This window comes from Enterobacter cloacae complex sp. Mu1197 (genome assembly GCF_040059225.1).
In the GTDB taxonomy this organism is placed as follows: Bacteria; Pseudomonadota; Gammaproteobacteria; order Enterobacterales; family Enterobacteriaceae; genus Enterobacter; species Enterobacter quasiroggenkampii.
Window position 1 is genome coordinate 2495512 of sequence record NZ_CP157375.1, and the last position, 25574, is coordinate 2521085.

The following is a 25574-nucleotide window of genomic DNA, read 5'->3' on the forward strand; positions in this document are numbered from 1 at the left end:
GCTATTTCAGCATGACAATTTCTTCAGGGAGGCGATCTCCCTCTTGCAGTTTGGCTTATGTCATTTATTTAAATCGATTCAAAATAACACCCACTAAAATATTTTCAATTTTATTACATTCGACAACATTAACATATTAAAAATAATGAATGCCGGGTATTTCGGAGGATCTCAATTTCAGCGAGAATATGCACAGACCGTTATTAAAAATAATCACTTTTATCTTGCCGGAGCGCTTTCCGGATTTTTTATTCTTGCACAACATCATGGAGTTACTCATGAGGCGTAACACCCCCGTTACACAAAACGAGTATTTACTTAACGCTGGTTCGACGTTAATGTCCACCACCGATACAAAAAGTCATATAACTTATGCCAACTCCGCTTTTATAGAAGCCAGCGGATATAAAGAAGAGCATCTTCTGGGTGAGCCGCATAACCTCATCCGCCATCCCGACATGCCTGCCGAAGCGTTTGGCGACATGTGGTTTACCCTCCAGCAGGGTGAGACCTGGACAGGGCTGGTGAAGAATCGTCGTCATAATGGCGATCACTACTGGGTGCGTGCCAACGTGACGCCGGTCTGGCAGGGGGAATCCCTGACCGGCTATATTTCGGTGCGCAATATCCCCTCACGGGAGGAGATCGCGGCCAGTGAAAAGCTGTATGCAAAAGTACGTAATAATGAATTAAAACAGTACCGTTTTTATAAAGGACTGTTTGTTCGGCGCGGTTTATTTTCCTTTTTATCGCTCTTTAAATGTCTCAGTACCGGAAAACGAATTCAGCTTGGTATTACTGCGACAGCGATACTTTCCTGCCTGGCGATGTATTTATTCCGCGATCGTCTCGTTCAGGCCACCACTCTGGTGCTGCTTTTTTCTGCGCTGTCCTGTTATCTTCATGCGCAGATCGCCCGGCCGGTAAAATCCATTGTTCAACAGATGCAGCGCGTGGTTTCAGGACGTAAAACGGACTATTACCATTTTGACAGGATCGATGATATCGGGCTGATGATGCGCCTGGTGAATCAGTCTGGTTTAAACCTGAATTCACTGGTTGACGATGTCGGGGCGCAAATCAGCGGTATTGGCACCATCAGCCAGCAGGTCGCGAAAGAAGGTGCGGCGCTGCAGACGCGCTCTGAAGAAACCGCAGATTTCTTGCAGCAAACCGCATCTGCAGTGGAAGAGATCGCCAGCGCCGTAAAGCAGACGGCCGAAACCGCAAACGAGGCGATTCAGATGGCGGATCGAACCCGCGACAGCGCCCACTGCGGCGAAGCGATGATGAAAGAGACCATCGGTATGATGCAGTCCGTTTCGCAGGATAACGGCCAGATCGTCGATATTATCAGCGTTATCGATCGTATTGCCTTCCAGACCAATATTCTTGCGCTGAATGCCGCCGTGGAAGCGGCGCGCGCCGGTGAAGCCGGCCGCGGCTTTGCCGTGGTCGCAGCTGAGGTGCGCAATCTTGCGCAGCACTCCGCGACGGCGGCGAAAGAGATCAAAGCGCTGATCGAGAAAAACGTTGCCAGCGTCAACGCTGGCGTGGAGAAGGTGGTACAAACCGAATCACAGCTGACGGTCATGATCGACCATGTTCTGCAGGTTTCCACCTTGATTAAGGAGATTGGCCTCGCCACGCAGGAGCAAACTCAGGCGCTGACGCTGATTAACGCCTCCCTCTCCCGTATCGGCGCAATGACCCAGAGCAATACGGGGATGGTGGATAACGTCACTCACGCCGCGAATCACCTGACGCAGCGGACGACGCGCCTGCAGCAGGCGATTGCCGTTTTTGGCGGTTAGCCGTTCGGGTACTGCTCGTCGGTCACTTTTTCCAGCCATGTTACCGGGCTGCCGTTTACCGCTTCGGCGATGGCAAGATGCGTCATCGCCGTTTGCGCACTTGCGCCGTGCCAGTGCTTCACGCCGGGTGGGATCCAGGCGATATCGCCCTGATTCAGGATTTCCGCCTCTTTGCCCCACTCCTGTAACCAGCCGCGACCCTGCGTCACAATCAGCGTTTGTCCCAGGGGATGCGTATGCCAGGCCGTGCGCGCGCCCGGCTCAAAGGTTACGGTTGCCCCGCCGACGCTGGCAGGTTCGGTCGCCTGAAAGGGCGCGTCAATCCGAACAGCCCCGGTAAACCAGGCTTCCGGTCCTCGTACTGACGGTAATGAACCGCTGCGGATAATTTTCATCTTTTGCTCCTCGTTGACTGTTGCGTTAACAGTAGCGCAAAGCACTCCGCAGCATTAGGGTGCATAATCAGATAGGACACATGACTGAAACTCATAAATAGAACCGCGATGCTAAAAGATAATTTCAACGATCTGCTCTCCTTTATGGTGGTGGCCCGCGAGCGCAGCTTTACGCGCGCAGCGGCGCAGCTGGGCGTCTCGCAATCGGCACTGAGCCATGCGATGCGCAAGCTTGAGGCGCGACTAGACGTTCGCCTGTTAACCCGCACAACCCGCAGCGTGGTTCCGACACCCGCGGGTGAGCAGCTTTTTTCGCGCCTCAGCCCGCATCTGCTGGAGATCGAACAGGAACTCACGGCGCTTCGCAGCACCCGCGACAAACCCGCAGGCGCTATCCGCCTCGTCGCCGGCGAGCACGCGATGGACGCCGTGCTCTGGCCGGTACTGAAGCCTTTTATGCTGCAGTATCCTGACATTAACGTCGAAGTGACGGTCGACAATGGCCTGACAGATATCGTAGATGGCCGCTTCGACGCGGGGGTTCGCCTGGGTGAACAGGTGGCAAAAGACATGATTGCGGTGCGGATTGCGCCGGACATGCGCATGGCGGTCGTCGGCTCCCCGGATTACCTGGCTCGTTTTGGCGTGCCGCTCGTGCCGGAGCAGCTGGGTGAACACCGCTGTATCAATCTCCGCCTGCCCACCCGAGGGGGATTGTATGACTGGGAATTTGAGCGCGACGGGCGCGAGCTTCGCGTGCGGGTTAACGGACAGCTTACGCTGAATAACCTGTCGCAGCGCATCGACGCCGCGGAGAATGGTCTCGGATTAGCCTACGTGCCCGAGTCCTCGGTTCTGGACGCTCTGAATCAGGGACGGCTGGTCAGGGTCCTTGAATCGTGGTGCCCCACGTTTGAAGGATATCACCTCTATTATCCGAGCCGTCGGCAGCACACAACCGCGTTCAGGTTACTTCTGGATGCCCTGCAGCAGCAAAAATTTATACCATCTGGTAATAATTAAGAGAATCTGATGATTAAATAATCAACCCCACCATTGTTTTGACTAAAAACTCATCACGTTTCAGCGTGTTGTGATCCCCGTCTGCTCTGACCACACGATTTCCTTCGACGCGCATCACTTTCGGCACGGTTATATTTTGCGTCGCTTATGAATTGCAGGTAGGATGCCTCGCCATGTTTCGCCTTATCCATACGCAGAATGACTGGGAAGGCGACATGTGTTTGCGCAGAAGCAATCGTTTGTATTGCGCTCTGCCAGGCAGGACTATCACGATAATGGTTCAGACAGGCAAACAGGTAACTCAATGAAAACAAGCAATAAAAGCGCAGCCGATCATCATGCTGCTAAACGTCGCTGGTTGAACTCCCACGAAGAGGGCTACCACAAAGCGATGGGCAACCGTCAGGTTCAAATGATCGCCATCGGCGGCGCTATCGGAACGGGTCTGTTTTTAGGTGCTGGTGCACGCCTGCAGATGGCTGGCCCGGCTCTCGCCCTGGTCTATCTGGTGTGCGGGATCTTCTCTTTCTTCATTCTTCGTGCACTGGGCGAACTGGTACTGCATCGCCCTTCCAGCGGCAGCTTCGTCTCTTACGCCCGTGAATTCCTCGGTGAAAAAGCCGCTTACGTCGCGGGCTGGATGTACTTCGTCAACTGGGCGATGACCGGTATCGTCGATATCACTGCCGTTGCGCTGTATATGCACTACTGGGGCGCGTTTGGCGATGTGCCGCAGTGGGTCTTTGCGCTTGGCGCGCTGGCGATTGTCGGCACCATGAACATGATCGGCGTGAAGTGGTTCGCGGAGATGGAGTTCTGGTTTGCGCTGGTTAAAGTGCTGGCCATCGTGGTGTTCCTGGTCGTGGGTACCGTCTTCCTCGGCAGCGGTAAGCCGCTGGATGGCAATGCCACCGGCTTCCACCTGATAACCGATAACGGCGGATTCTTCCCGCATGGTCTGCTGCCTGCGCTGGTTCTGGTTCAGGGCGTCGTGTTCGCCTTCGCCTCCATCGAGCTGGTGGGTACCGCAGCAGGTGAATGTAAAGATCCGCAGACGATGGTGCCAAAAGCCATCAACAGCGTGATCTGGCGTATCGGTCTCTTCTACGTCGGTTCCGTGGTGCTGCTGGTGCTGCTGCTGCCGTGGAACGCCTACCAGGCGGGCCAGAGTCCGTTCGTGACCTTCTTCTCTAAGCTGGGCGTGCCTTACGTGGGCAGCATCATGAACATCGTGGTGCTGACGGCGGCGCTCTCAAGCCTGAACTCCGGCCTCTACTCGACCGGTCGTATCCTGCGCTCCATGTCGATGGGCGGTTCTGCACCGAAGTTCATGTCCAGGATGAGCAAGCAGCACGTGCCGTACGCCGGTATTCTGGCGACGCTGGTGGTCTATGTCTTCGGCGTGTTCCTGAACTACCTCGTTCCGTCTCAGGTGTTCGAAATCGTTCTGAACGTGGCTGCACTCGGGATTATCGCATCCTGGGGCTTTATCGTGGTCTGCCAGATGCGTCTGCGCAAGGCGATTAAAGAAGGCAAAGCCGCTGACGTCAGCTTCAAGCTGCCTGGCGCGCCGGTAACGTCCTGGCTCACCCTGCTCTTCCTGTTCAGCGTGCTGGTGCTGATGGCGTTCGACTACCCGAACGGCACCTACACCATCGCGACCATTCCGCTGCTGGCCGTGCTGCTGATTGCGGGCTGGTTCGGCGTGCGTAAACGCGTTCATGAAATTCACAGCACCGCGCCTGTTCATCCTGATGATGAAAAACACGACGCGCCGCTGGTGGAAGAAACCTCGCGTTAATAAAAAAGCCGGGTGGCGGCTTCGCCTTACCCGGCCTACATTTCATTATTTTGTAGGCCCGGTAAGCGCAGCGCCACCGGGCAATTCCCATCTTACAGCGCGATACGAATGACATCGTCAGGCTGGGTGGCTTCCTGCTGGCGGGTGGATTTTTGTTTCACCGTCACGTACAGGGTTTTGCCATCCGCAGAGAGCGCCAGGCTGTTCGGGTAGACCGGCGTGTCGAACGTTTTAGTCACCTTATACGTTTTCCCATCAATCACGCTCACCTTGCCGGCTTCACGGTGCGTCACGTAGGCTTCATTGCGGGCCGGGTTAAACAGGACCGCCAGGGATTCCGGCGCGGCGATTTTCGCGATCACGCTGCCGTCTTTCAGGCTCACCACCAGCACTTCCGGCTGTTTTGAATCGGTCAGGAACGCGCGCTGACCCGCTGTATCAAGGCTCAGGTTCAGGTAGAAGTGCTCTTTCCCGTCATCCTGCACTTTTTTACGGCTCAGGATTTTGTTCGTTGCCGTATCAATGGTTAACAGCTCGCCATCCGCATTCGTGGTGTACAGACGTTTCGCCTGCGCATCCAGCGCCAGGCCAGTGCTGTAAGTACCGGTATTGGCAATGGTCTCTTTCAGCTTCAGCGTGGCGCCATCCACCACCCAAATCACGCTCTCTTTACCGACACCAGTGATGTAAATCGTGTTGCTTGCGTCATCCGCCACCAGCTGGCGCGGCTGCAGCGGTTTGACGGTTTCGCTGCGTTGACGCCCGTCCAGTACCAGTCGCCCTTTTACGTCACCCGTTTTTGCATCAATCGCGGTTACCGCGCCGTTGATCGTATTACCGAACCACAGCGTTTGGGTCGCGTTGTCAAAGGTGGCACCAAAGGGTTTGAGATCGCTATGGATCGCCTGCGTCACGTCCAGCGTGACCGGATCAAGACGGTAAACAACCCCGCCCTTGTCGGTTTTACGGCTTTGCGAGGTCGCCACCCACAGCGCATTCTCCTGCTGGCTCACGGCCATTTCATACGCCCCTTTGCCCACCGCTTTACGCAGCACCTCTTCGGCGGCATGCACCTGGAACGTCCCGGCAAGCAGTAAAGTGGCAGACAGCAGTGACAGGCTCAGACGCGGCGAGCACAGATGACGTAAAGACATAACAATTCCTTTTCTGAAAAGTGGGGTTTGGGCTGACATCACTTCCGGCAGACAACGTCATGGCATTGCCTTTTGATAATGAGAATAGTAATCATTAATCAGAGGAATGTGGAGTTTTTCTTTCCCTTCTCGTCTTTCATTAACGCAATGTGCGGTTATAGTTTTCAAAACATTTACAAAACCTTTAACATGTATGGACATGTTCCATTTGGTTCGTTTACATACCACAACCGGTTTTATTCATGAAAATCATTTCTGCCCGTAAGGCTTCTCTCCCGCTGCTGCTGGTTCCTGTTATTTTTGCGCCACTCACCGCCATGAGCGCAGAGGAACAGACCATGATCGTCAGCGCCACGCCGCAAACCGTATCGGAACTCGATACCCCGGCAGCGGTCAGCGTCGTCAATGGCGATGATATGCGCCAGGCTGCACCCCGCATCAACCTGTCTGAATCCCTTGGCAGCGTCCCGGGACTGCAAATCCAGAACCGTCAGAACTACGCCCAGGATCTCCAGCTGTCGATGCGCGGGTTTGGCGCTCGCTCAACCTTCGGAGTGCGCGGTATCCGTATGTACGTCGACGGTATTCCAGCCACCATGCCGGACGGACAGGGTCAGACCTCCAACATCGACCTCTCCAGCGTGGAGAGCGTTGAAGTGCTGCGCGGCCCCTTCTCCGCCCTGTACGGCAACGCCTCTGGCGGCGTGATTAACATCAACACCCAGACCGGTCAGCAGCCGCCGACTATTGAAGCGAGCAGCTATTACGGCAGCTACGGTACCTGGCGCTATGGCATGAAAGCCACCGGCGCGATGGGTGATGGCACCCACGCGGGCGATGTGGATTACACCGTTTCCACCACCCGTTTCACGACCAAAGGCTACCGCGACCACAGCGGCGCGCGGAAGAATCTTGCCAACGCGAAGCTGGGCGTGCGTATTGATGACGTCAGCAAGCTGACGCTGATCTTCAACAGCGTGGACATGAAGGCCAACGATCCGGGTGGACTGAATTATCAGGAGTGGCGGGACAACCCGCGCCAGTCGCCGCGCGGCGATCAGTACAACACCCGCAAGACCATCAAGCAGACCCAGGCCGGTCTGCGCTACGATCGCCAGCTCAGCACCCAGGATGACCTGAGCGTGATGATGTACGCCGGCGAGCGTGAAATGACGCAGTACCAGTCGATTCCGTATCAGCCGCAGCTAAAAGCCACTCACTCCGGCGGGGTGATTGATATGCAACGCCACTATCAGGGCGTGGATACCCGCTGGACGCACCGCGGCGAGCTGCTGGTGCCGGTGACCTTTACCACCGGTCTGAACTACGAAAACCTGAGTGAAGATCGTCGCGGCTACGAGAACTTCGTGATGAGCAATGGCGTGCCGGATTACGGCGTCAAAGGCGATAAACGTCGCGACGAACGCAACCTGATGTGGAACGTCGATCCTTATCTGCAGAGCAGCTGGCAGCTGACGCAGAAACTCTCTGTCGATGCGGGTGTTCGCTACAGTTCGGTCTGGTTTGATTCCAATGACCATTACGTTACGCCGGGCAACGGCGATGACAGCGGTGACGCGAGCTATCACAAATGGCTCCCGGCGGGCGCCGTGAAGTATGCGGTGACTGACGGGTGGAACCTCTACGCTGCCGCAGGGCGTGGGTTTGAAACGCCAACCATCAACGAACTCTCCTATCGTGCCGATAATCAGGGCGGTCTGAATATTGGCCTGAAGCCATCCACGAATAACACGTATGAAGTGGGCAGCAAAACCCGAATCGGCAACGGTCTGCTGACGGCGGCGTTGTTCCGCACCGATACGGACGATGAGATCGTGGTGGACTCCAGTTCCGGCGGCCGCACAACCTATAAAAATGCCGGGAAAACCCGCCGTCAGGGTGTGGAAGTTTCCCTGGATCAGCAGTTCGCGGAGAACTGGAAGCTTAAGATGGCGTGGACGTATCTGGATGCCACCTACCGGACTAACGTCTGCAGCGACGCAGACTGTAACGGTAACCGTATGCCGGGGATTGCGCGCAACATGGGCTTCGCTTCGTTTGGCTGGCAGCCGGAGGAAGGCTGGTACGCGGGCACGGACGTGCGTTACATGAGCGATATTATGGCCGACGACGAAAACACCGCGAAAGCGCCGTCTTATACGGTAGTCGGGCTGAATACCGGGTATAAGTTTAACTACGGCAACTGGGGAATGGACGTCTTTGGCCGCGTCGATAACCTGTTCGATAAAGAGTACGCGGGATCGGTTATTGTCAACGAGTCCAACGGTCGTTATTACGAGCCTGCACCAGGCCGTAACTATGGCGTCGGGCTGTCGGTCTCTTATCGCTTCGAGTAAGCAAAAAAGAAAAGTTTATTTTATAAATGAAATAACCCTCCTGATGGCAATAAGCCATCAGGAGTTATTCACCGGATAAATAATTAGCGGCGGTATATAGTCGCTCTGATAAATAATCTCTCAGTTAAAATATTGTCGCTGTAAAAGAGAATCCGCTTCATCAATCAACTTATCAATGGCCTTTTGGCTGGCCTCCACATCTCTCCGCTCAAGGGCTGAAAGAAGCTCGTCATAGTGATATGTTGCCGTTTTGATGTCGCTAAGCTCCTGGTGCAGATAGTTCATACAGGGGCCGATGCGGACCCATAGCTGTTCAATTAAGGCATTAAGCGTCGGCATTTCCGCATACTGATAAAGCGTAAACCTGAAGACACGATTCGCATGCAAGGCCTGCTGAACGTTTCCATTGCGCATGGCCTCATGGAAGGCCTCTGACATTTTGCGCAACGCCTCCAGCTTGCCGTCTGACATATTCTGGCATGCTGCGGCAACCGCCATTGGCTCAAGCTGTTTTCGGATGGCGTTAATCTCGTTATAACGTTCCAGCGTCACCTCAGGGACCAGAAAAGCCTGCGCTGGCGTGGCGTGAAGCGCGCCTGAGGAGACCAGGCGCAGCAGCGCTTCGCGAACCGGCGTAATACTGGTGCCTAATTTATCAGCAATCTCTTTCGTAATCAGTCGTGCTCCTGGTTTGAGGGAGCCTGTAATTAACGCCCCTTTCAAACTGTGTTCAACCTGCATGGTAAGGCTAACCCTTTGGGCTTTTTCTAAGTGATCCAAATCAAGCATGTGGAATTCCTGTAGCTAAAACTTAATGCTATTTTTAAACGCCAGTTTTAATAAAACGGCGCCGGTACGATATATCCTGTATCGTCATGCCTGGTGGTGGGAAGTACGTAAAACAGCAAAAAAAAAGCAAACATCATTTTTTTTATCGTTTTCGGGCTCATCCGGGATGATGGCGCGAAAAACCGTGTCCAGTAATTAAAGACAATATATCGTATCTTCACAAATAAATATGGCGGGAAACCCCGCCATTGTGCGCTTTATTTATTGTCACTCGCGACGCGAATCACGACTTTGCCGAAGTTTCGTCCTTCCAGCAGGCCAATCAGCGCCTCGGGAGCGTTTTCCAGCCCGTCCGTCACCTGTTCGCGATAGTGGATTTTCCCCTCCTGCACCCAGCGCCCCATCTCTTCCTGGAACTCATGAATGCGGTGTCCATAATCCTGGCCGATAATAAAACCCTGCATACGAATGCGTTTCTTGAGAAGGGTCGCCATCAGGAGCGGCAGGCGGTCCGGCCCGTCAGGCAGGCCCGTCGCGTTATAGCCGCTCACCAGGCCACACACCGGCACGCGCGCGGAGGTGTTCAGCAGGGGCAGCACGGCATCAAACACTTTCCCGCCGACGTTTTCATAATAGACATCAATACCGTTCGGACAGGCGTGTTTCAGCTGGTCGGCAAAATCCGCCGCATGGTGATCCAGACATAGGTCAAAGCCGAGAACCTCAACGGCATGACGGCATTTCTCTGGGCCACCGGCCACGCCGACCACCCGGCAGCCTTTGATTTTGCCGATCTGCCCTACTGTCGCGCCAACCGGACCGGTCGCCGCAGCCACCACCAGCGTTTCACCCGCTTTCGGTTGCCCGATATCCAGCAGCACCATATAGGCGGTAAAGCCCGGCATGCCCAGTACGCCCAGCGACCAGGAAGGATGAGACGGATTGTCGCCCAGCTTCACCAGGCCGCTGCCGTCCGAAAGTTCATACTCCTGCCAGCCGCTGTAGCCCAGCACCCATTCACCGGCTTTGAAGTCGGGATGGTTTGACTGCTCAACGCGGCTGACCGTTCCCCCCACCATCACCGCACCGATCTCAACCGGCGGTGAATAGGATGGCGCGTCGCTCATGCGACCCCGCATATAAGGATCCAGCGACAGCCAGACGGTACGAAGCAGAAGCTGCCCCGCACCCGGTTCCGGAACAGGCTGCGTTTCCAGACGAAAATTTTCCGCGACCGGTGCGCCCTGTGGACGAGAGGCCAGCACCCAGCGGCGGTTATGCGAAACAGAGTGATTCATCAGGATCTCCTTCTGGTACAAATGTCATTACAGCCTGGCTCACGTTCAGCGTTATCGCATTAGCATTACGAGCCAGACTGGTTGAGGCGTACAACCAGATAGATGCAGGTTTCATTCGTCTCGTTGATGAACCGGCAGTCATTAGGCGGCCCCAGCTCAAGACAGTCTCCGGCGTGCATCTCGTGGCGGGTGTCGCCCTCCTGAAACACCAGCTCACCGGACTGCAGCCAGATAAGCTGACGCGCCAGCGCGTAAGAAGAAGCCGGCATCGGAACGTCGCTTCCCGCAGGCAGTTCCACCTGAACCAGGTCGATGGGCAGATCGGTACGGGGAGAAACATGGCGGCGGAGGTAGTGCGTCTGCGGATCGCGCCAGACGGGCTGGTTTGCCAGGCGCAGCAGCTTACCCTCCTGCATTTCGGCCCGGGCAATCAACGTTGACATGCTGATGCCAAACGCGCCCGACAGGCGGGCAAGCAAGGTGGCTGTCGGGCTACTGTCCCCGCGCTCTATCTTATGGATCATGGCGCGGGAGACCCCTGCCCGGTCCGCCAGCTCACTCAAGGACCATCCGCGAGACTCGCGTTCAAGGCGAATTCTTGCGCTAATCCGTTGATTCATTGTGTCTGTTATGGTGTTCATGACGTCATACTATAGTGTATGAACGGCATTTCAATGGGCTTTTGATAACAAAAAAATATGGCTTATGCCGTAGCGATCGGGCGATACAGTTGTGTAATATCGTAGCGATAACGTAATACTATAGTGAACAACACACAGAGGCTTCATCATGATCGTTCGTCATGCCTGCAAAGAAGACTGCGCTGCGATAGGCGAGATTTACAACAACGCGGTGCTGCACACTGCCGCGATCTGGAACGATAAAACCGTCGATACCGATAACCGAATCGCCTGGTTTGAGGCGCGCTCGCTTGCGGGCTACCCGGTTCTGGTAAGTGAAGAGGACGGCGTAATCACCGGCTACGCCTCTTTCGGCGACTGGCGCGCCTTTGACGGCTTCCGTCATACGGTTGAGCACTCGGTCTATGTCCACCCGGCCCATCAGGGCAAAGGGATTGGCCGCACGCTGATGAAGGCGCTGATTAACGAGGCCCGCGCCATCGGGAAACACGTGATGGTGGCCGGCATTGAAGCGCAAAACCATGCCTCGATTCATCTCCATGAAACGCTCGGCTTTGTGACGACCGGACAAATGCCGCAGGTGGGAACCAAGTTTGGCCGCTGGCTGGACTTAACCTTTATGCAGCTGCAGCTGGACGAGCGCAGCGATCCGGACGCGATCCCATGAATCAGTCACTGACGCTGGCGTTTCTGGTCGCGGCGGGCATCGGTCTGGTGGTGCAAAACACCCTGATGGTGCGTATCACCCAGTCCTCCTCCACCATTCTTATCGCGATGCTGCTGAATTCGCTGGTCGGCATCGTGCTGTTTGTCAGTATTCTGCTGCTGAAACAGGGCGTGGCCGGATTCAGCGAGCTGGCCGCGACGGTGCGCTGGTGGACGCTTATCCCGGGGCTGCTGGGATCGTTTTTCGTGTTTGCCAGCATCAGCGGCTATCAGAATGTTGGCGCGGCGACGACCATCGCCGTGCTGGTCGCAAGCCAGCTGATTGGCGGGCTGGTGCTGGACGCGCTGAGGAGCCATGGCATCCCGCTGCGCGCCCTGATCGGCCCGGTGTGCGGCGCGGTGATGCTGGTGGTCGGGGCCTGGCTGGTGGCGCGACGCCAGTTTTGAGGGTTACAGTATGGTGCCGCCTTTCGTCAGCTGTTCCTCACGCGCGTCCATCTCCTCTTTATGCTGCTTACCGTGGTGCGAAATCGCGGTGCGCAGACGCTGCTGCTGGGTGTAGCGATCTTCACGGTTAAGCTCTGCATCATCGCTTAATTCAATCAGCAGCTCGTTCATGTGGGTAATGACGCTCTCTTCGATAGCGGCATCGACGCGGGCAATAACTTCGTTTAAATGTGACATTGTCACTCCTTGTTATGTGCCCGGTGGCGCTACGCTTACCGGGCCTACGGGTGCCAAATGTAGGCCGGGTAAGGCGTAGCCGCCACCCGGCTAAAAAGGCTTAGTTCAGCTTCGCTTTCGAGAAATCGCTGCCCATCAGGCTTACGCTGTACCCGGTCACATTGCTGCGGGTCGCGTAGAACGTTTTCCCGTTGGCCAGCGCGATCCACGGCGCCTGCTGGTAGAAGATCTCCTGCGCCTGGCCATAGAGCTTGGCGCGCTCAGCCGGGCTGCTGGTCAGCTTCGCTTTTTGCACCAGACCATCATACCCCTTATCGCACCAGCGCGCGGCGTTTGAGCCGGTTTTAATGCTGTTGCAGCCGAGCAGCACATCGGCAAAGTTGTCCGGGTCGCCGTTGTCGGACATCCAGCCAAACAGCGCGGAGTCATGTTCGCCTTTACGCATTCCGGAGAGATATTCGCCCCACTCGTAGGAGACAATTTTGGCCTTCACGCCGACTTTTGCCCAGTCGCTCTGGATCATCTCCGCGATACGACGCGAGTTCGGGTTATACGGACGCTGAACCGGCATTGACCACAGCGTGACTTCCGCGCCCTTCTCCAGACCCGCCTGCTTCAGCAGGGCTTTCGCTTTTTCAGGATCGTAGCTGTAGTCCTTCAGGTCTTTATTGAAGCCCAGCATATTTGGCGGGATCGGCGATTTTGCCACCGTGCCCGACCCCATAAAGACCGCATTAACGATGGCCTTCTTGTCGGTCGCGTAGTTGAGCGCCTGACGCACCAGCACGTTATCAAACGGTTTTTTCTCGGTATTAAACGCCAGATAACCGACGTTCAGCGCATCGACCGAGTGCAGCGTCAGGTCTTTGTTGTTTTTGATGGCGTCAAACTGAACCGGGGATGGCGCAGGAATGATCTGGCACTCGTTGGTCTGCAGCTTCGCCAGGCGGGTTTCCACGTTTGGCGTAATGGAGAAAATGAGATGCTTCGTCGGCACCTCGCCTTCCCAGTAGTTCGGGTTCGCGACGTAGCGGATCAGCGAATCCACTTTGTACTGCTGCAGCACGTAAGGCCCGGTGCCAATCGGCCAGGTGTCCACGTTCTCAGGCGTACCTTTTTTCAGCATTGCGTCGGCGTATTCAGCGGAGAGAATCGAGGCGAAATCCATTCCCCAGTCGGCCAGAAACGCGGCGTTGGGTTCGCTGAGGGTGAACTGGACATGGTAATCATCGACCTTTTTAACGTCCTGGATCAGCTTATCGAGACCGACATCATTAAAGTACTCGTAGTTGCCCTGCGACACGTTGTGGTACGGGTGTTTAGGGTCTTTCTGACGCATGACCGAGAAAATAACGTCATCGGCATTAAAATCGCGCGTCGGTTTGAAGTATTTGTTGCTGTTGAACTTCACCCCTTTACGCAGGGCAAAGGTATAGGTCTTGCCGTTCGGCGAAATCGTCCAGGACTCAGCCAGCGACGGCACCGGGGTGTTTTTCACCGGGTCGAAATTGATCAGACGGTTATACAGCACCTGAGAGCTGGCCACAAAAGACGGGCCAGAACTGGCGATTTGTGGGTTGAAGGACTCGGGGGAGGCTTCTGAACAGTAAATAAGGGTGTCGTTATTTGCCGCCCATGCGGCACCGGCTGGTAACAGCGCGCTCAGCGCAAGGGCGAGCAGTGTTTTCCCTGTAGACATGGTTATAACCCTGACAGTTTTATTATATAGGACAGTAATAACAGCACAGGCGTTTTGACCTGGCAAATAACGAAACACTATCAGGTTATTCTAAAGCCGCGTTTTTTGCTGTTTTAACCGCCAGCGCTCAAAAAGATGATTTGCCTTAAGTGCCATTATTCGTCAAGCACAACCGTCACTTTCTATGCCGCAAGAAATCGGCGCTTTTAGCGTCTCTTCCTCCGTTTGGTTGCTTCCTCGTTTCGTTAAAGTAATGGTGTGAAGAAGTATATGGGATCAAATCGTGGCAAAAACTCTTTTACGCAGCGGTAATCTGGATGATTTTCAGGCCGTTGGCGGCGGCGGACAAGCCGTTTTCGAATCAGCGTTGCAAATCCGGGAAGCGCTCCGTTTGCGCAAACAACAGGCCATCGTCGACTGTCTGGCGATTCCTCAGGTTAACGACAGCGGCGACCGCGTGGACTGGTATTCCCCGGTTGAAGGGAGCGTAATCAGCTGGAAAGCGGCCGATGAAGATGATCGCTATCGCGCCCTGCGCTATCTGGAAAACACGCTCGCCAGCGTCGAGTCATTAAGCAAGAAATGCCTGCAGTCGCCTAAAACCGCGCAACAGCTTTTTGGCTCTCTGCTGTCAAAGGCGTTTCAGTTTCCGGGCGAAAACTTCCTCTTCCTGGTGGACGGAAAGCCGGTCATTAGCTTCTGGGGGTTTGTAAACCTGAACGAGAACGCGCGCGACGATGTCCTCGACTGCCTGCGTGAATCGCTGATCCCTGAGCCAGCCCCCGTTGTGATTGACGATCCTGAACCCGAGCCTGAGCCAGAGCCGGTGATGACCTTTGAGCATGCTGACGAGCCGCTGATCGCCCCTTCCACGGTGGTGCGTATTACGCCGGAGGAGCTGTATGAGCCCGAACCGGCCCCCGCCGTTGCACAACCTGTTCAGGCGCCTGCTCCGGCGAACGTCGTGAAAAAGCGCCGCGTTCCCCTGTGGACCCTGCCGGTTGCCGCCGTGATCGTCGCTGCCATTGCCGCCCCGCTGCTGTGGCCAAAACAGGCACCTTCCGCTGAGCCCGCCCCGGCTCCCACACCTGAACCTGTGGAGATTGCGCCAAAACCGATCAAAGCGGTTGAGCCGCTGGCGATGAAGCTACCGCTGCATCAGGCGGAGGTCGTGGCCAGCAAAGAAAAAGAAGCCGCTCCGGCCGCTCCTGCGCCACAGCCCGCTCCGGTGGTGATTGTCGCCATCCCAAAAGACGCCATGGTGATGGAAGCGAATCAGGTAAAAGCGGGATCGACGCGTTTCCTGAACGGCACCTGGCGCGCCATCCTCGATGTGAAAGATCCGGTTACCGGCAAGCCGCCGTCGCTGCGCTATCAGATCCAGAACAATAAAGGTTTCGCCCGCGTTGTCCATGGCGACAACATTGTCTGCCGCGCGGAGGTCTTCTCCGGGCTGCACAGCAATGGCGAGCTGATGATTAAGAGTCGCGGCACTGCCCGCTGCACCGACGGTTCCCGCTACCCGATGCCGGAAATTGCCTGTAAAGCAGGCACCAGCGATATCGCAGAATGTCGCGCCCGTTATGATGCCAACACCGTCGTCCCACTGACGTTCAAGAAAGCAGGTGCCTGATCCTATGCTGGTAAATCTTTGCGACTATAAACAAAGCGTCACGCTTATTGCCAACAGCGGCGTGCAGTTCCTCGATTTCGGTCTGACGCCGCAGGACTCCGCCAGCAACGGGCGCTTCGTACGTAAAACCGCGAACGGCCCGCTATTGCGCCTCGATTTCGACCTGGTCAACGGTCGCTATACCCTGCCCGGCATGAACGGCGGGCAGCCTGAAGTGGTCAAACCGGAAACCACTATCCCGCTGCATCAGTCGCTGGCGGTACTGGATGGCGTCTGGCTTCCGGTTCCGTTCCTGCGCTTCAACCCACCACGGACTTTTGTTGAAGGGCCGGATAACTGGGCGCGCGTTCAGGTGCGCAAGCTTGAAACCCCGGACACGGCAGGCAATACACACCGCGTCACGCTCGCGCTTGACAGCCAGATTGCCGACCATGCCACGTCCGCGCTCTCTCCGGTGGAAAACGATATTCTGAACGGGACCCGCTTCGCGCTGGCGTGGCGCGATAACGAGGTAGACAGTTTCCTCGATCAGACCTGGATTGACGGCTGGCTGCGCGAGGCGTTTACCCAGTATGCCGACGGCGTTGAGAACCGCTCTGAACGCGACCTGCAGCAGGCGATGCGCAGTTTTGAATATCAGGCCCACTGGCTTAACCTGCTGACTATGCTCGGTGAACAGCTCACCGTACCGGAAGTGAAATTTGTCACCCATACGCTCAGCACGCCAGCCATTCCGGTTGACCTGATCCTTGACGTGGGTAACACCCACACCTGCGGCGTCATTATTGAAGACCACGGCGATGCGAACGATGGGCTGCGTCAGACCGCCGAGCTGCAGGTTCGCTCGCTCAGCGAGCCGCAGTTCCTGAACGAGCCGCTGTTCACCAGCCGTCTCGAGTTTTCAGAAGCGCGTTTTGGCAAGCAGCACTTCTCGGTGGAAAGCGGTCGCGAAGACGCGTTTGTCTGGCCGTCGATTGTCCGCGTCGGCGATGAGGCCCGCAAGCTGGCGATGCAGCGTCTGGGAACCGAAGGCAACAGCGGTATCTCCAGCCCGCGTCGCTACCTGTGGGATGAAACCCCGGTCGTGCAGGACTGGCGCTTTAGCCAGATGAACAGCAAGACCCAGCGTGAACCGCTTGCCACCGCGTTCCCGCTGATGAACCTGATGAACGATGACGGCGAGCCGCTCTTCACGCTGCCGCAGGACGAGCGCCTGCCGGTCTTCTCGCCGCAATACAGCCGCAGCACCCTGATGACCCATATGCTGTGCGAGCTGCTGGCACAGGCGCTGGGGCAGATCAACAGCGTCGCCACGCGCCTGCGTCTGGGCTTCCCTGCCTCGCCGCGCCAGCTGCGCACGCTGATCCTGACGCTGCCCTCCGCCATGCCAAAGCAGGAGCGCGAGATCTTCCGTCGCCGCATGTTTGAAGCCATCGCGATTGTCTGGAAAGCGATGGGATGGCACCCGCAGGATGAGGATTTTGTCACCCGCAAACAGCAGGAAAAAAGCGTGGTGCCGGTACCTGAAATCCAGATGGAGTGGGATGAAGCCAGCTGCGGTCAGCTGGTCTGGCTGTATAACGAAGCCATCTCCCGCTTTGGCGGCCAGACCGAAGCCTTCTTCGCCTCCCTTGCCCGTCCGGACCGTGAACCTGAGCCGGGCAGCCAGCCGGGGCGCGCGCTGCGCGTCGCGTCCATCGACATCGGCGGCGGCACAACGGATATGGCGATCACCCATTATCAGCTGGATGACGGTTCCGGCAATAACGTCAAAATCACCCCGCAGCTGCTGTTCCGCGAAGGGTTTAAGGTCGCGGGCGACGATACGCTTCTGGACGTGATTCAGCGCTACGTGTTGCCCGCTCTGCAAACGCAGCTGCAGAAATCCGGTATCGCGGATGCCTCGCTGCTGATGGCCTCGCTGTTCGGTGACTCCGGGCGCATTGATACCCAGGCCGTACTGCGCCAGCAAACGGCGCTGCAGCTCTTTATGCCGATTGGCCATGCCATTCTTGCCGGATGGGAATCCAGCGACGTTGACGATCCGCTGGCCGGTCTGCATGCCACCTTTGGCGATCTGCTGCCGCAGAAGCCGACCCGCAACGTGATGAACTATCTGCAGCAGGCGATCGATCATGCCCTGCCTGCGGGTTCAGACGCTTTCGATCTTTTCGCCGTGCCGCTGCATGTGAATTTCCGCGAAATGCAGGATGCGATGCTGACCGGGCAGTTTACGCTGGCCTCCCCGCTCCACGCGGTATGTGAGGCGATCTCCCATTACAGCTGCGACATTCTGCTGATCACCGGACGCCCGGGCTGCCTGCCTGGGGTTCAGGCGCTCATTCGTCACCTGCAGCCGGTGCCGGTCAACCGCATCGTCTGGCTGGATAAATACCAGGTACATGAGTGGTATCCGTTCAGTCAGCAAGGGCGCATTGGCAACCCGAAATCGACCGCTGCCGTGGGGGCCATGCTCTGCAGCCTGGCGCTTGACCTGCGTCTGCCGCGCTTCAACTTTAAAGCCGCGGACATTGGCGCGTATTCCACCGTGCGCTATCTGGGCGTGCTGGATAACACCGTCAATACCCTGCACGAGGAAAACGTCTGGTATCAGGATATCGATCTTGATAAACCCGGCGCGAAGCTTGATGCACGTCTGCACTTCCCGCTGCGCGGGAACGTGACTCTCGGCTTCCGTCAGCTGGCAAATGCGCGCTGGCCGGCCACGCCGCTCTACACGCTCAGCATTAACTCGGCCGAACTGGCAAAAGCGATTGCCGGCGACGGCGTGCTGAACGTGCGGCTCAAGCTCTGCGGCGGCAGCAAGCAGGAAGGTCCGGAGGCCTTCGAGCTGAGCGATGCCTGGCTGCAGGACGGCACGCCGGTGGCGCCTGACGCATTAACTTTCAAACTGAATACCCTGGCCGATCGCCGACACAGCGGTAGCCACTACTGGATCGACAGCGGGAGCGTATACCTGAAATGACAGCGACCACGAACACCACTCAGGCCTTAATCGGGTGGATTAACGAGACGCGCCTGACCGCCCCTGTGCTGGATAACGATGCCGACGCCCTGCTTGCTCGCATCAACGCGGTGCAGGCGCGGGAGCAGGCCATTGAACGCGCCATGACCCGCCAGAGCAGCATTGGGCTTTACGGCCATTCGCAGAGCGCGAAAGCGCACCTGCTCTTGTCGCTGTGCGGCAGCGGCAATGGTCGTCTGAACGTGACGCCAGGCCAGCGCACCTTTGACTATTTTTCGCATATCAATCCAGGACATGCCCTGACCAATATGGCCGTCCGCTTCACCCGGGAAACCCCGGAAGCGCTTGGCGAGGCGTTTCCGCTGCGCCTGAGCCTGGTCACCGAGGCCGAGCTGGTACAGCTGTTTATTGCCCGCACGACGCAGCACCCGCAGATGCGCGCGGTGGATAAGGCGGTCATCGAGACACGTCTGGAGAAATGGCGCGGACTGCGCCAGCCGCAGGGCGTGCCCGGCATCACCGCTCAGGAAGTGGGGGCAATTGCCCGCTTCTGGCAGAGCATGGTACCCGCAGCGAAACAGCAAATTGATGATGCCCTGTGGCATGAGTTTGCCCAACTGGTGCCTTCACTCGATCTCAGCACGCGAGCCAGCGTCTGGTCGCTGCTCTGGGGCGAACAGCAGGAACTGACCCAGCAGTGGTTAAACCTGGCCCATGTGCTGCACCAGACCAGCCATGCCATCGAGCTTGCGGCCCCCCTTAGCCTGCTGGTGGACAGCTTTGGGCTGCCGGGTGAAGGGTTCCTGACGCACGACGGCTCGATAGCGCTTCAGCATGCACAGGAGACGCTTCTCCATCCGCTGAACAACGGTGAAATGCTTAACGCCATCAGCCTCCCGGTCGATGTGCTGGCCTTCCTGACCCGCGAACTGGTGCTGCCGGTTGAGAGCGGCGCACTGGATAATGTTGATATCATTGATATCCCGGTGTTTGAAGAACGCCATGCCGATCCGCTACGCCAGGCGAAATCCCAGTGGCTGCTTGAGCACTATCGCCAACAGCTCCAGCCGGATGTGCTGGTCATTTGCAACGCGACGGCGCAGCACGAACAGACGGCCAAAAAAGCAAAAGTGTTAATGAACTGGGTCAGGGAGACGCAGCCTGCCGAAGAATCTGCCCTGCCGGGGCTGGTGTGGGCGATCACCCCGCATGACGCCCGCTTTACTACCCGGCAGAACCTCGACGAAGCCGTACAGCATCTGCTCGGAAAGCCAGGCTTGCGCTGGGGCACCCTCCAGGCCCTGGACAGCCACAGCATGCAGCGCGTCATTGAGTGGCTGTCTCAGGCCACGTTGCCCGCGCAGCGACAGAAACGTCTCGGCACGCTGAAAAATGCGCTGCATCAGGAGCTCTCGGCGCTGATGCAAAGCTACCTGGCACCGCTGGTTGAGGAACCGGGTACCCGACGCGCTCAGGCAGAAAACATGGTGCGCATGCTGCAAAGCAGTGCCGCCCGCCACGGCGAGCTGCTTGAAGGCCTGCTGCCGCCGCTGAAGGCCTTTGAAACGCTGCTGGCCGTTCAGCAGCCGCGCGAGGAGCAGGTTAACGGGCTGTTTACGGATACCATTGACCTGTTTGCCGATAATGCTCAGGAAAGCGCAGGCCTGTTCCAGACCAAAGACAAAGCGCGTCTGGCGCACAGAGTATGGATAAATCATCTGCGCCAGTGGAGCCGCAACGAGGCGACCGCCGCCCGTCTTGGGCTGGATCCTGAGGTGTTACAGCAAATCGCGGATGTGCTGGTCGTCACCAGCTACCGGCTGAATCTGCCTCAACAGCTGCAGCGAATTGTCGAAGCAGATAAAAGTAGCGCTGCGCAACTGCATGCCGTGATGGGCAATTTCGTTGGCTGGCTGGGTTACGACCAGACGCCCGTGCCGACGCGTCCGGCAAGCCGCATCCGCAAGGGTCAGGCCATCTTCGTCACGCCGGTGGTCAGCAGCGCCGAACCTCGCCTGACGCGCCTGGGAGAACAGCCGGTCCATGCGGCTACCGCATATGTTTACGACTGGCTGGTCGCACTCTATAGCCGCGCGATAGAGAACATTGATTACCACCACCCGCATGATGTTCAGCCTGACGCACGTCAGGCACTTCGGGCTTTAATAAAGTAACCTCCCTTCTTGCCGGGTGGTGCTGCGCTTACCCGGCCTACATTTCGCAACGATGATACATTGCACAATAATCACATCGTCATACATTCGGCTAAGGCCCGCGCCAGCGCAGAGGGGTTTTCCCAGGACATTGAGTGCCCCGCCGCAGGAATAATTTTCACCTCAACGCCCTTCTGCTGGAGATTTTCCACATCGTCATCCGGCAGAGAGAGCTCGCCAAAAATCAACGTTACCGGGCAAGAGAGTGACAGGAACTGCGCTTCCCATTCCGGTTCAACACCGGCCACCAGGCCAGATGCACCGCGCCAGACGGCATAAGCGGCATTGCTCTGCAGGCATCCCGCCCATGCTGTTTTTTCTGCGCTGAGCATGGCGTCATATCCGTGCTCCAGAAACTGTTGCTCGGATTGCGCCGCTATAGACCGGCTGAACATGCCCCCACCCGCGTGAAAATTGGGCTCTGACACCATCAGTCCCTTCACGCGCGTTGCCAGCAGCCCCGCCGTCTCGATAGCAATACTGCCGCCCATGCTGTGGCCGTATAACCAGAAGGAATCCAGTTTAAGATGGTCAATCAGTTCCGCGACAACGTGCGCCTGGTCAGTGGTTTTATAGCTGTAGTGCTCAGGCTTATCGCTGTAGCCGCTGCCGGGCAAGTCGATGAGAATCGCTCTGCGCGCGCCAAACAGCGGGTCACAAACGACGCGGGGATATTCATAGGAAGAGGCGCAGCCCAGCCCGTGAATGAACACCACGGGATCGCCGGTACCGGGCAAGTCGTGCCAGCGCACGGTGCAACCGGCCTGCTGCGAGTAAAAACTGTTCATAAGCACTCCTTTCATGATGCACTGTGTATTTATACAGCCATCACATCAGGAATGCTATGTTCATCTTTTAAAACTGGAAGCGTGCTTCAGAAAAGCGAGACCAGCAGCGCAACGGGAAAGCTCATTGGCCAGGTTGACCCCACCAGGAAAGCGCTGAGCAGGCGGATACGTTTGCGGTCTTTAGAGAGGAACCAGGTGATTAATGCGCAGATGGAAGCCATGATTGCGTAAAAAACCAACATCTTTTGATACAACGTCATTCTGTATACCAGAGCCGAAAAAATAACCGCACGCAATATGCGTCATATGTTGACACAGATCAAGTTTTTTCGTTACAGAATAACCACTTAAAAATTACGGCTAATAACAATTGAGTATCTTACGTAACACGTGTGGCGTGCAAGGAGCACGCCTGGCCGCGCAAGCGACCAGGCTGAGCGGATCAGTGTTTGATCATCACATGCCTGACGACCGTATAATCCTCAAGCCCGTAGACCGACATATCTTTGCCGTAGCCCGATAATTTCATGCCGCCGTGCGGCATTTCGCTCACCAGCATAAAATGGGTATTCACCCAGGTGCAGCCGTACTGCAGGCGCGCGCTCAGGCGATGGGCGCGCCCCACGTCTTTGGTCCAGACCGATGACGCCAGGCCGTATTGCGAATCGTTCGCCCAGGCCAGCACCTGCGCCTCGTCATCAAATTCGGTGACGCTCACCACCGGGCCAAACACCTCGCGTTGAACGATGGCATCGTCCTGTTTTGCCCCCGCCAGCAGGGTTGGCTGGAAGTAGTAGCCCGCCCCCTCTTTTTTGCTCCCGCCGGTGACAACCCGGATATGGCCGAGCGTTTTCGCCTCATCGACGGCCTGGCAGACGCGTGAAAGATGGGCGGCCGAGCTGAGCGGACCGAGTTCGGTAGACTCGTCCTCCGGGGCACCCATTTTAAGACTGGCAACCGCGGCGCCCAGCTTTTCCACCAGTTGAGCATAAATTCCCTTCTGGGCATAAATGCGGCAGGCCGCCGTACAGTCCTGTCCGGCATTGTAGAAACCAAACGTCCGCACCCCTTCAACCACCGCATCGAGGTCGGCATCATCAAACACGATCACCGGCGCTTTGCCACCCAGCTCCATATGGGTGCGTTTAATCGAGGACGCCGTATGGCCGATGATATGTTCACCGGTCGCAATCGAACCGGTCAGCGAAACCATGCGGACCTTCTCGTGTCCGGTGAGCGGGTCGCCGACCGTTTTGCCCCGACCAAACAGCACGTTCAGAACGCCCGCCGGGAAGATATCTTTTGCCAGCTCTGCCAGCTTAAGCGCGGTCAGGGGCGTGATCTCAGAGGGCTTAATCACCACGCAGTTCCCTGCTGCCAGCGCGGGGGCCAGCTTCCAGGCTGCCATCATCAGCGGGTAGTTCCACGGCGCGATAGAGGCCACCACGCCCACCGGGTCACGGCGAATCATTGACGTGTGGCCGTCAAGGTACTCGCCAGCGGCGAGGCCGTTCAGGCAGCGGGCGGCCCCGGCAAAGAAACGGAAAACGTCGACCGCCGCCGGAATTTCATCACCCAGCGCGCAGTGCAGAGGCTTGCCGCAGTTGAGGGACTCGAGCCGGGCAAACGCCTCGCCGTGCGCTTCAATCGCATCCGCCAGCCTCAGCAGGCACTCGGCGCGGGTTTTCGGCGTCGTTTGTCCCCACGCCGCAAAAGCACGATCAGCAGCCAGCACCGCCGCGTCGACCTGGGCCGCTGACGCCTCAGCAATTTCCAGCAGTACCTCTCCGGTGGCCGGGTTATAAACTGGCTGTTTTTCACCTTCTCCGGCAACCAGCTCACCGTTTATCAGCAGATGTTTTTGCATAGCATTTTCCTGTTGAATTCACTGTTATTTCCCGCTACCGGCAATGTTTTCGCCGTCGCGGGTTAGCCACCAGGCTCCCAGAATGGGGATAGTTGTCACCAGCATCACCAGCAGAGCAACAACGTTGGTGACGGGCACGTCGCGCGGACGCCCGAGCTGGTTGAGCAACCACAGCGGTAACGTGCGCTCGTGTCCCGCCGTAAATGTTGTGACGATTATCTCGTCAAACGACAGGGCAAACGCCAGCATTCCCCCGGCCAGCAGCGCGGAACCCAGATTGGGCAGCACCACGTAGCGAAAGGTTTGCCACCCGTCAGCCCCGAGATCCATCGACGCTTCCACCAGGCTCCAGGAGGTGCGTCTGAACCGGGCAATCACGTTGTTAAACACCACCACCACGCAGAAGGTGGCGTGTCCGACGACGATGGTGAAAAACCCCGGCTCAAGATTGATCGTTTTGAAAGCCGTCAGTAGTGCCAGACCGGTGATGATCCCCGGTAACGCAATCGGTAACAGCAGCAGCAGAGAGATCGCATTCTTGCCAAAAAACGCGCTTCGCCACAACGCTGCTGCAGCAAGCGTGCCAAGCACAAGGGCAATGGCGGTGGAAAGCGCGGCAATTTGGAGTGACAACGTCACGGATTCGATAATATCGCCGCGCCCCGCCGCCACGCTAAACCATTTCAGCGTCAGCCCCTGTGGCGGAAAGCTGAAAGCGGCGTCTTCGGTGTTGAAGGCATAGGTCGCGATGATCAGCAGCGGGAAGTGCAGGAAGATGACGCCTCCCCAGGCTGCCACTTTCAGGAACAGCGGTGCGCGTTCAGAGTGCATCGAATGCTCCCAGACGTTTCACGAACGCCAGATAAAGAGAAATCAGTACGATGGGTACCAGCGTGAACGCGGCGGCCATCGGCATATTGCCGATAGCGCCCTGCTGGGAGTAGACCATGTTACCGATGAAATAGCCCGGCGGGCCGACCAGCTGAGGAACGATGAAATCCCCCAGCGTCAGGGAAAACGTGAAAATAGATCCCGCCGCAATGCCCGGTATGGCCAGCGGCAGAACGACATAACGGAACGTCTGACGGGGGCGCGCGCCGAGGTCGGCTGAGGCCTGCAGTAGCGAGGCCGGCAGGCGCTCCAGCGCCGCCTGGACGGGCAGGATCATAAACGGCAGCCAGATGTACACGAACACCAGAAACCGCCCCAGCCCGGAGGTGGATAAGGTGTTACCGCCCACTGCCGGGAGCGTCAGGATTGAAGTCAGAATCGTCTCCAGTCCAAGATGGCTGAGAAACCACTGCGCCACGCCGTCCTTCGCCAGCAGCAGCGTCCAGGCGTAGGCTTTGACGATATAGCTCGCCCACATTGGCAGCATCACGGCGATATAGAAGAAAGCCTTCCACTTGCCGCTGGTGTATCGCGCCATGTACCAGGCCATCGGGAATGCGAGGATGGCGCTGGCAATGGTCACCGCAATCGCCATCGTTAACGTGCGCAGGATGATGTCGTAGTTTGCCGGGTTTAAAAGCGCCTGAATATTCGCCAGCGTCAGATCCGGCGTGACCGCCATGGTGAAATCGTCGAAGGTGTAAAACCCCTGCCACAGCAGCGTCAGCAACGATCCTAAATAGACGATGCCAAACCACATCAGCGGCGCAAGCAGAAGCAGGAACAGGCCGAGCGACGGTTTACGCCAGAACAGTGCGGTCATGCGGCTTAAGCGGCCGCGCGGGGCGGGAGGATGCGCGACACTCATATCCATT

Annotated in this window: 21 protein-coding genes; 9 read left to right on the forward strand and 12 right to left on the reverse strand. The window is 57.2% G+C overall.

All coding sequences use genetic code 11. The features are described from left to right. The first annotated feature begins 278 nt into the window (after nt 1-278). The gene (locus ABFV38_RS11820) at nt 279-1814 is read left to right on the forward strand and encodes a methyl-accepting chemotaxis protein (protein ID WP_348957307.1); all 1536 of its coding nucleotides are present in this window, start codon (nt 279-281) and stop codon (nt 1812-1814) included. Here ABFV38_RS11820 and ABFV38_RS11825 read toward each other — a convergent pair. Then, complete coding sequence (locus tag ABFV38_RS11825) at nt 1811-2209, reverse strand: cupin domain-containing protein (RefSeq protein WP_008501772.1); 399 nt, start codon at nt 2207-2209, stop codon at nt 1811-1813. The two genes, ABFV38_RS11820 and ABFV38_RS11825, sit on opposite strands and share 4 nt — an antisense overlap. Nucleotides 2210-2317: 108 nt before the next feature. Here ABFV38_RS11825 and ABFV38_RS11830 point away from each other — a divergent pair, with 108 nt between their 5' ends. Both ABFV38_RS11830 and ansP read left to right on the forward strand, forming a co-directional pair. Continuing rightward, complete coding sequence (locus ABFV38_RS11830) at nt 2318-3232, forward strand: LysR family transcriptional regulator (protein ID WP_348957308.1); 915 nt, start codon at nt 2318-2320, stop codon at nt 3230-3232. Between the two features lie 304 nt (nt 3233-3536). Beyond that, on the forward strand, nt 3537-5033 hold the full coding sequence (gene ansP / locus ABFV38_RS11835; RefSeq protein ID WP_023618706.1) for an L-asparagine permease: 1497 nt from the start codon (nt 3537-3539) through the stop codon (nt 5031-5033). A gap of 92 nt (nt 5034-5125) precedes the next feature. On the opposite strand, the gene ABFV38_RS11840 is transcribed toward ansP, so the two are convergent. Beyond that, nucleotides 5126-6187 (reverse strand): YncE family protein, encoded by a 1062-nt coding sequence (locus ABFV38_RS11840; protein WP_048029833.1) that lies wholly within the window; start codon nt 6185-6187, stop codon nt 5126-5128. 242 nt (nt 6188-6429) lie between these two features. Here ABFV38_RS11840 and pqqU point away from each other — a divergent pair, with 242 nt between their 5' ends. Next, nucleotides 6430-8544 (forward strand): TonB-dependent receptor PqqU, encoded by a 2115-nt coding sequence (pqqU, locus tag ABFV38_RS11845; RefSeq protein WP_045908826.1) that lies wholly within the window; start codon nt 6430-6432, stop codon nt 8542-8544. A 120-nt stretch (nt 8545-8664) separates the two neighbouring features. Here the strand turns inward: pqqU and ABFV38_RS11850 are convergent, their stop codons facing one another. From ABFV38_RS11850 to ABFV38_RS11860, 3 genes are all read right to left on the reverse strand, one after another. Next, nucleotides 8665-9333: a GntR family transcriptional regulator gene (locus ABFV38_RS11850; protein WP_044596524.1), complete on the reverse strand. Its 669-nt coding sequence runs from the start codon at nt 9331-9333 to the stop codon at nt 8665-8667. A 257-nt stretch (nt 9334-9590) separates the two neighbouring features. Beyond that, nucleotides 9591-10631, reverse strand: a complete 1041-nt coding sequence (locus ABFV38_RS11855) for an NADP-dependent oxidoreductase (RefSeq protein ID WP_348957309.1) — start codon at nt 10629-10631, stop codon at nt 9591-9593. 65 nt (nt 10632-10696) lie between these two features. Continuing rightward, entirely contained in the window at nt 10697-11272 is a 576-nt protein-coding gene (locus ABFV38_RS11860; protein WP_008501301.1) for a helix-turn-helix domain-containing protein, read from the reverse strand. Nucleotides 11273-11420: 148 nt separating this feature from the next. Between ABFV38_RS11860 and ABFV38_RS11865 the strand changes: the two genes are divergently transcribed. Both ABFV38_RS11865 and ABFV38_RS11870 read left to right on the forward strand, forming a co-directional pair. Next, complete coding sequence (locus ABFV38_RS11865) at nt 11421-11939, forward strand: N-acetyltransferase family protein (RefSeq protein ID WP_348957310.1); 519 nt, start codon at nt 11421-11423, stop codon at nt 11937-11939. Further along, nucleotides 11936-12385, forward strand: coding sequence for a DMT family transporter (locus ABFV38_RS11870; protein ID WP_348957311.1), 450 nt, complete (start codon nt 11936-11938; stop codon nt 12383-12385). The genes ABFV38_RS11865 and ABFV38_RS11870 overlap by 4 nt, the downstream gene beginning before the upstream one ends. A 3-nt stretch (nt 12386-12388) precedes the next feature. Here ABFV38_RS11870 and ABFV38_RS11875 read toward each other — a convergent pair whose 3' ends face one another. Then, nucleotides 12389-12622: a YdcY family protein gene (locus ABFV38_RS11875; RefSeq protein WP_348957312.1), complete on the reverse strand. Its 234-nt coding sequence runs from the start codon at nt 12620-12622 to the stop codon at nt 12389-12391. Nucleotides 12623-12722: 100 nt separating this feature from the next. Further along, complete coding sequence (locus ABFV38_RS11880; protein WP_348957313.1) at nt 12723-14321, reverse strand: ABC transporter substrate-binding protein; 1599 nt, start codon at nt 14319-14321, stop codon at nt 12723-12725. Nucleotides 14322-14604: 283 nt separating this feature from the next. Here ABFV38_RS11880 and ABFV38_RS11885 point away from each other — a divergent pair, with 283 nt between their 5' ends. Genes ABFV38_RS11885 through ABFV38_RS11895 form a run of 3 tightly spaced genes read left to right on the forward strand, consistent with a single transcriptional unit; the run spans nt 14605 to nt 21114 of the window. Continuing rightward, nucleotides 14605-15954, forward strand: a complete 1350-nt coding sequence (locus tag ABFV38_RS11885; RefSeq protein ID WP_055321421.1) for an SrfA family protein — start codon at nt 14605-14607, stop codon at nt 15952-15954. 4 nt (nt 15955-15958) lie between these two features. After that, nucleotides 15959-18940, forward strand: coding sequence for a virulence factor SrfB (locus ABFV38_RS11890; RefSeq protein ID WP_348957314.1), 2982 nt, complete (start codon nt 15959-15961; stop codon nt 18938-18940). Beyond that, nucleotides 18937-21114: a virulence factor SrfC family protein gene (locus ABFV38_RS11895; RefSeq protein ID WP_348957315.1), complete on the forward strand. Its 2178-nt coding sequence runs from the start codon at nt 18937-18939 to the stop codon at nt 21112-21114. Before ABFV38_RS11890 ends, ABFV38_RS11895 begins: the two co-directional genes overlap by 4 nt. Before the next feature lie 71 nt (nt 21115-21185). Here ABFV38_RS11895 and ABFV38_RS11900 read toward each other — a convergent pair whose 3' ends face one another. From ABFV38_RS11900 to ABFV38_RS11920, 5 genes are all read right to left on the reverse strand, one after another. Further along, nucleotides 21186-21941 carry an alpha/beta hydrolase gene (locus ABFV38_RS11900; RefSeq protein ID WP_235403489.1) on the reverse strand — a complete coding sequence of 252 codons (756 nt, stop codon included), beginning with the start codon at nt 21939-21941 and terminating at the stop codon, nt 21186-21188. A gap of 86 nt (nt 21942-22027) precedes the next feature. Then, nucleotides 22028-22201 carry a GhoT/OrtT family toxin gene (locus tag ABFV38_RS11905; protein WP_013096478.1) on the reverse strand — a complete coding sequence of 58 codons (174 nt, stop codon included), beginning with the start codon at nt 22199-22201 and terminating at the stop codon, nt 22028-22030. Between the two features lie 182 nt (nt 22202-22383). Continuing rightward, nucleotides 22384-23808: an aminobutyraldehyde dehydrogenase gene (gene patD / locus ABFV38_RS11910; protein WP_235403488.1), complete on the reverse strand. Its 1425-nt coding sequence runs from the start codon at nt 23806-23808 to the stop codon at nt 22384-22386. A 24-nt stretch (nt 23809-23832) separates the two neighbouring features. After that, complete coding sequence (locus ABFV38_RS11915; protein WP_023292290.1) at nt 23833-24639, reverse strand: ABC transporter permease; 807 nt, start codon at nt 24637-24639, stop codon at nt 23833-23835. Beyond that, on the reverse strand, nt 24629-25573 hold the full coding sequence (locus ABFV38_RS11920; protein WP_348957316.1) for an ABC transporter permease: 945 nt from the start codon (nt 25571-25573) through the stop codon (nt 24629-24631). Before ABFV38_RS11920 ends, ABFV38_RS11915 begins: the two co-directional genes overlap by 11 nt. Nucleotide 25574: the final 1 nt, after the last annotated feature.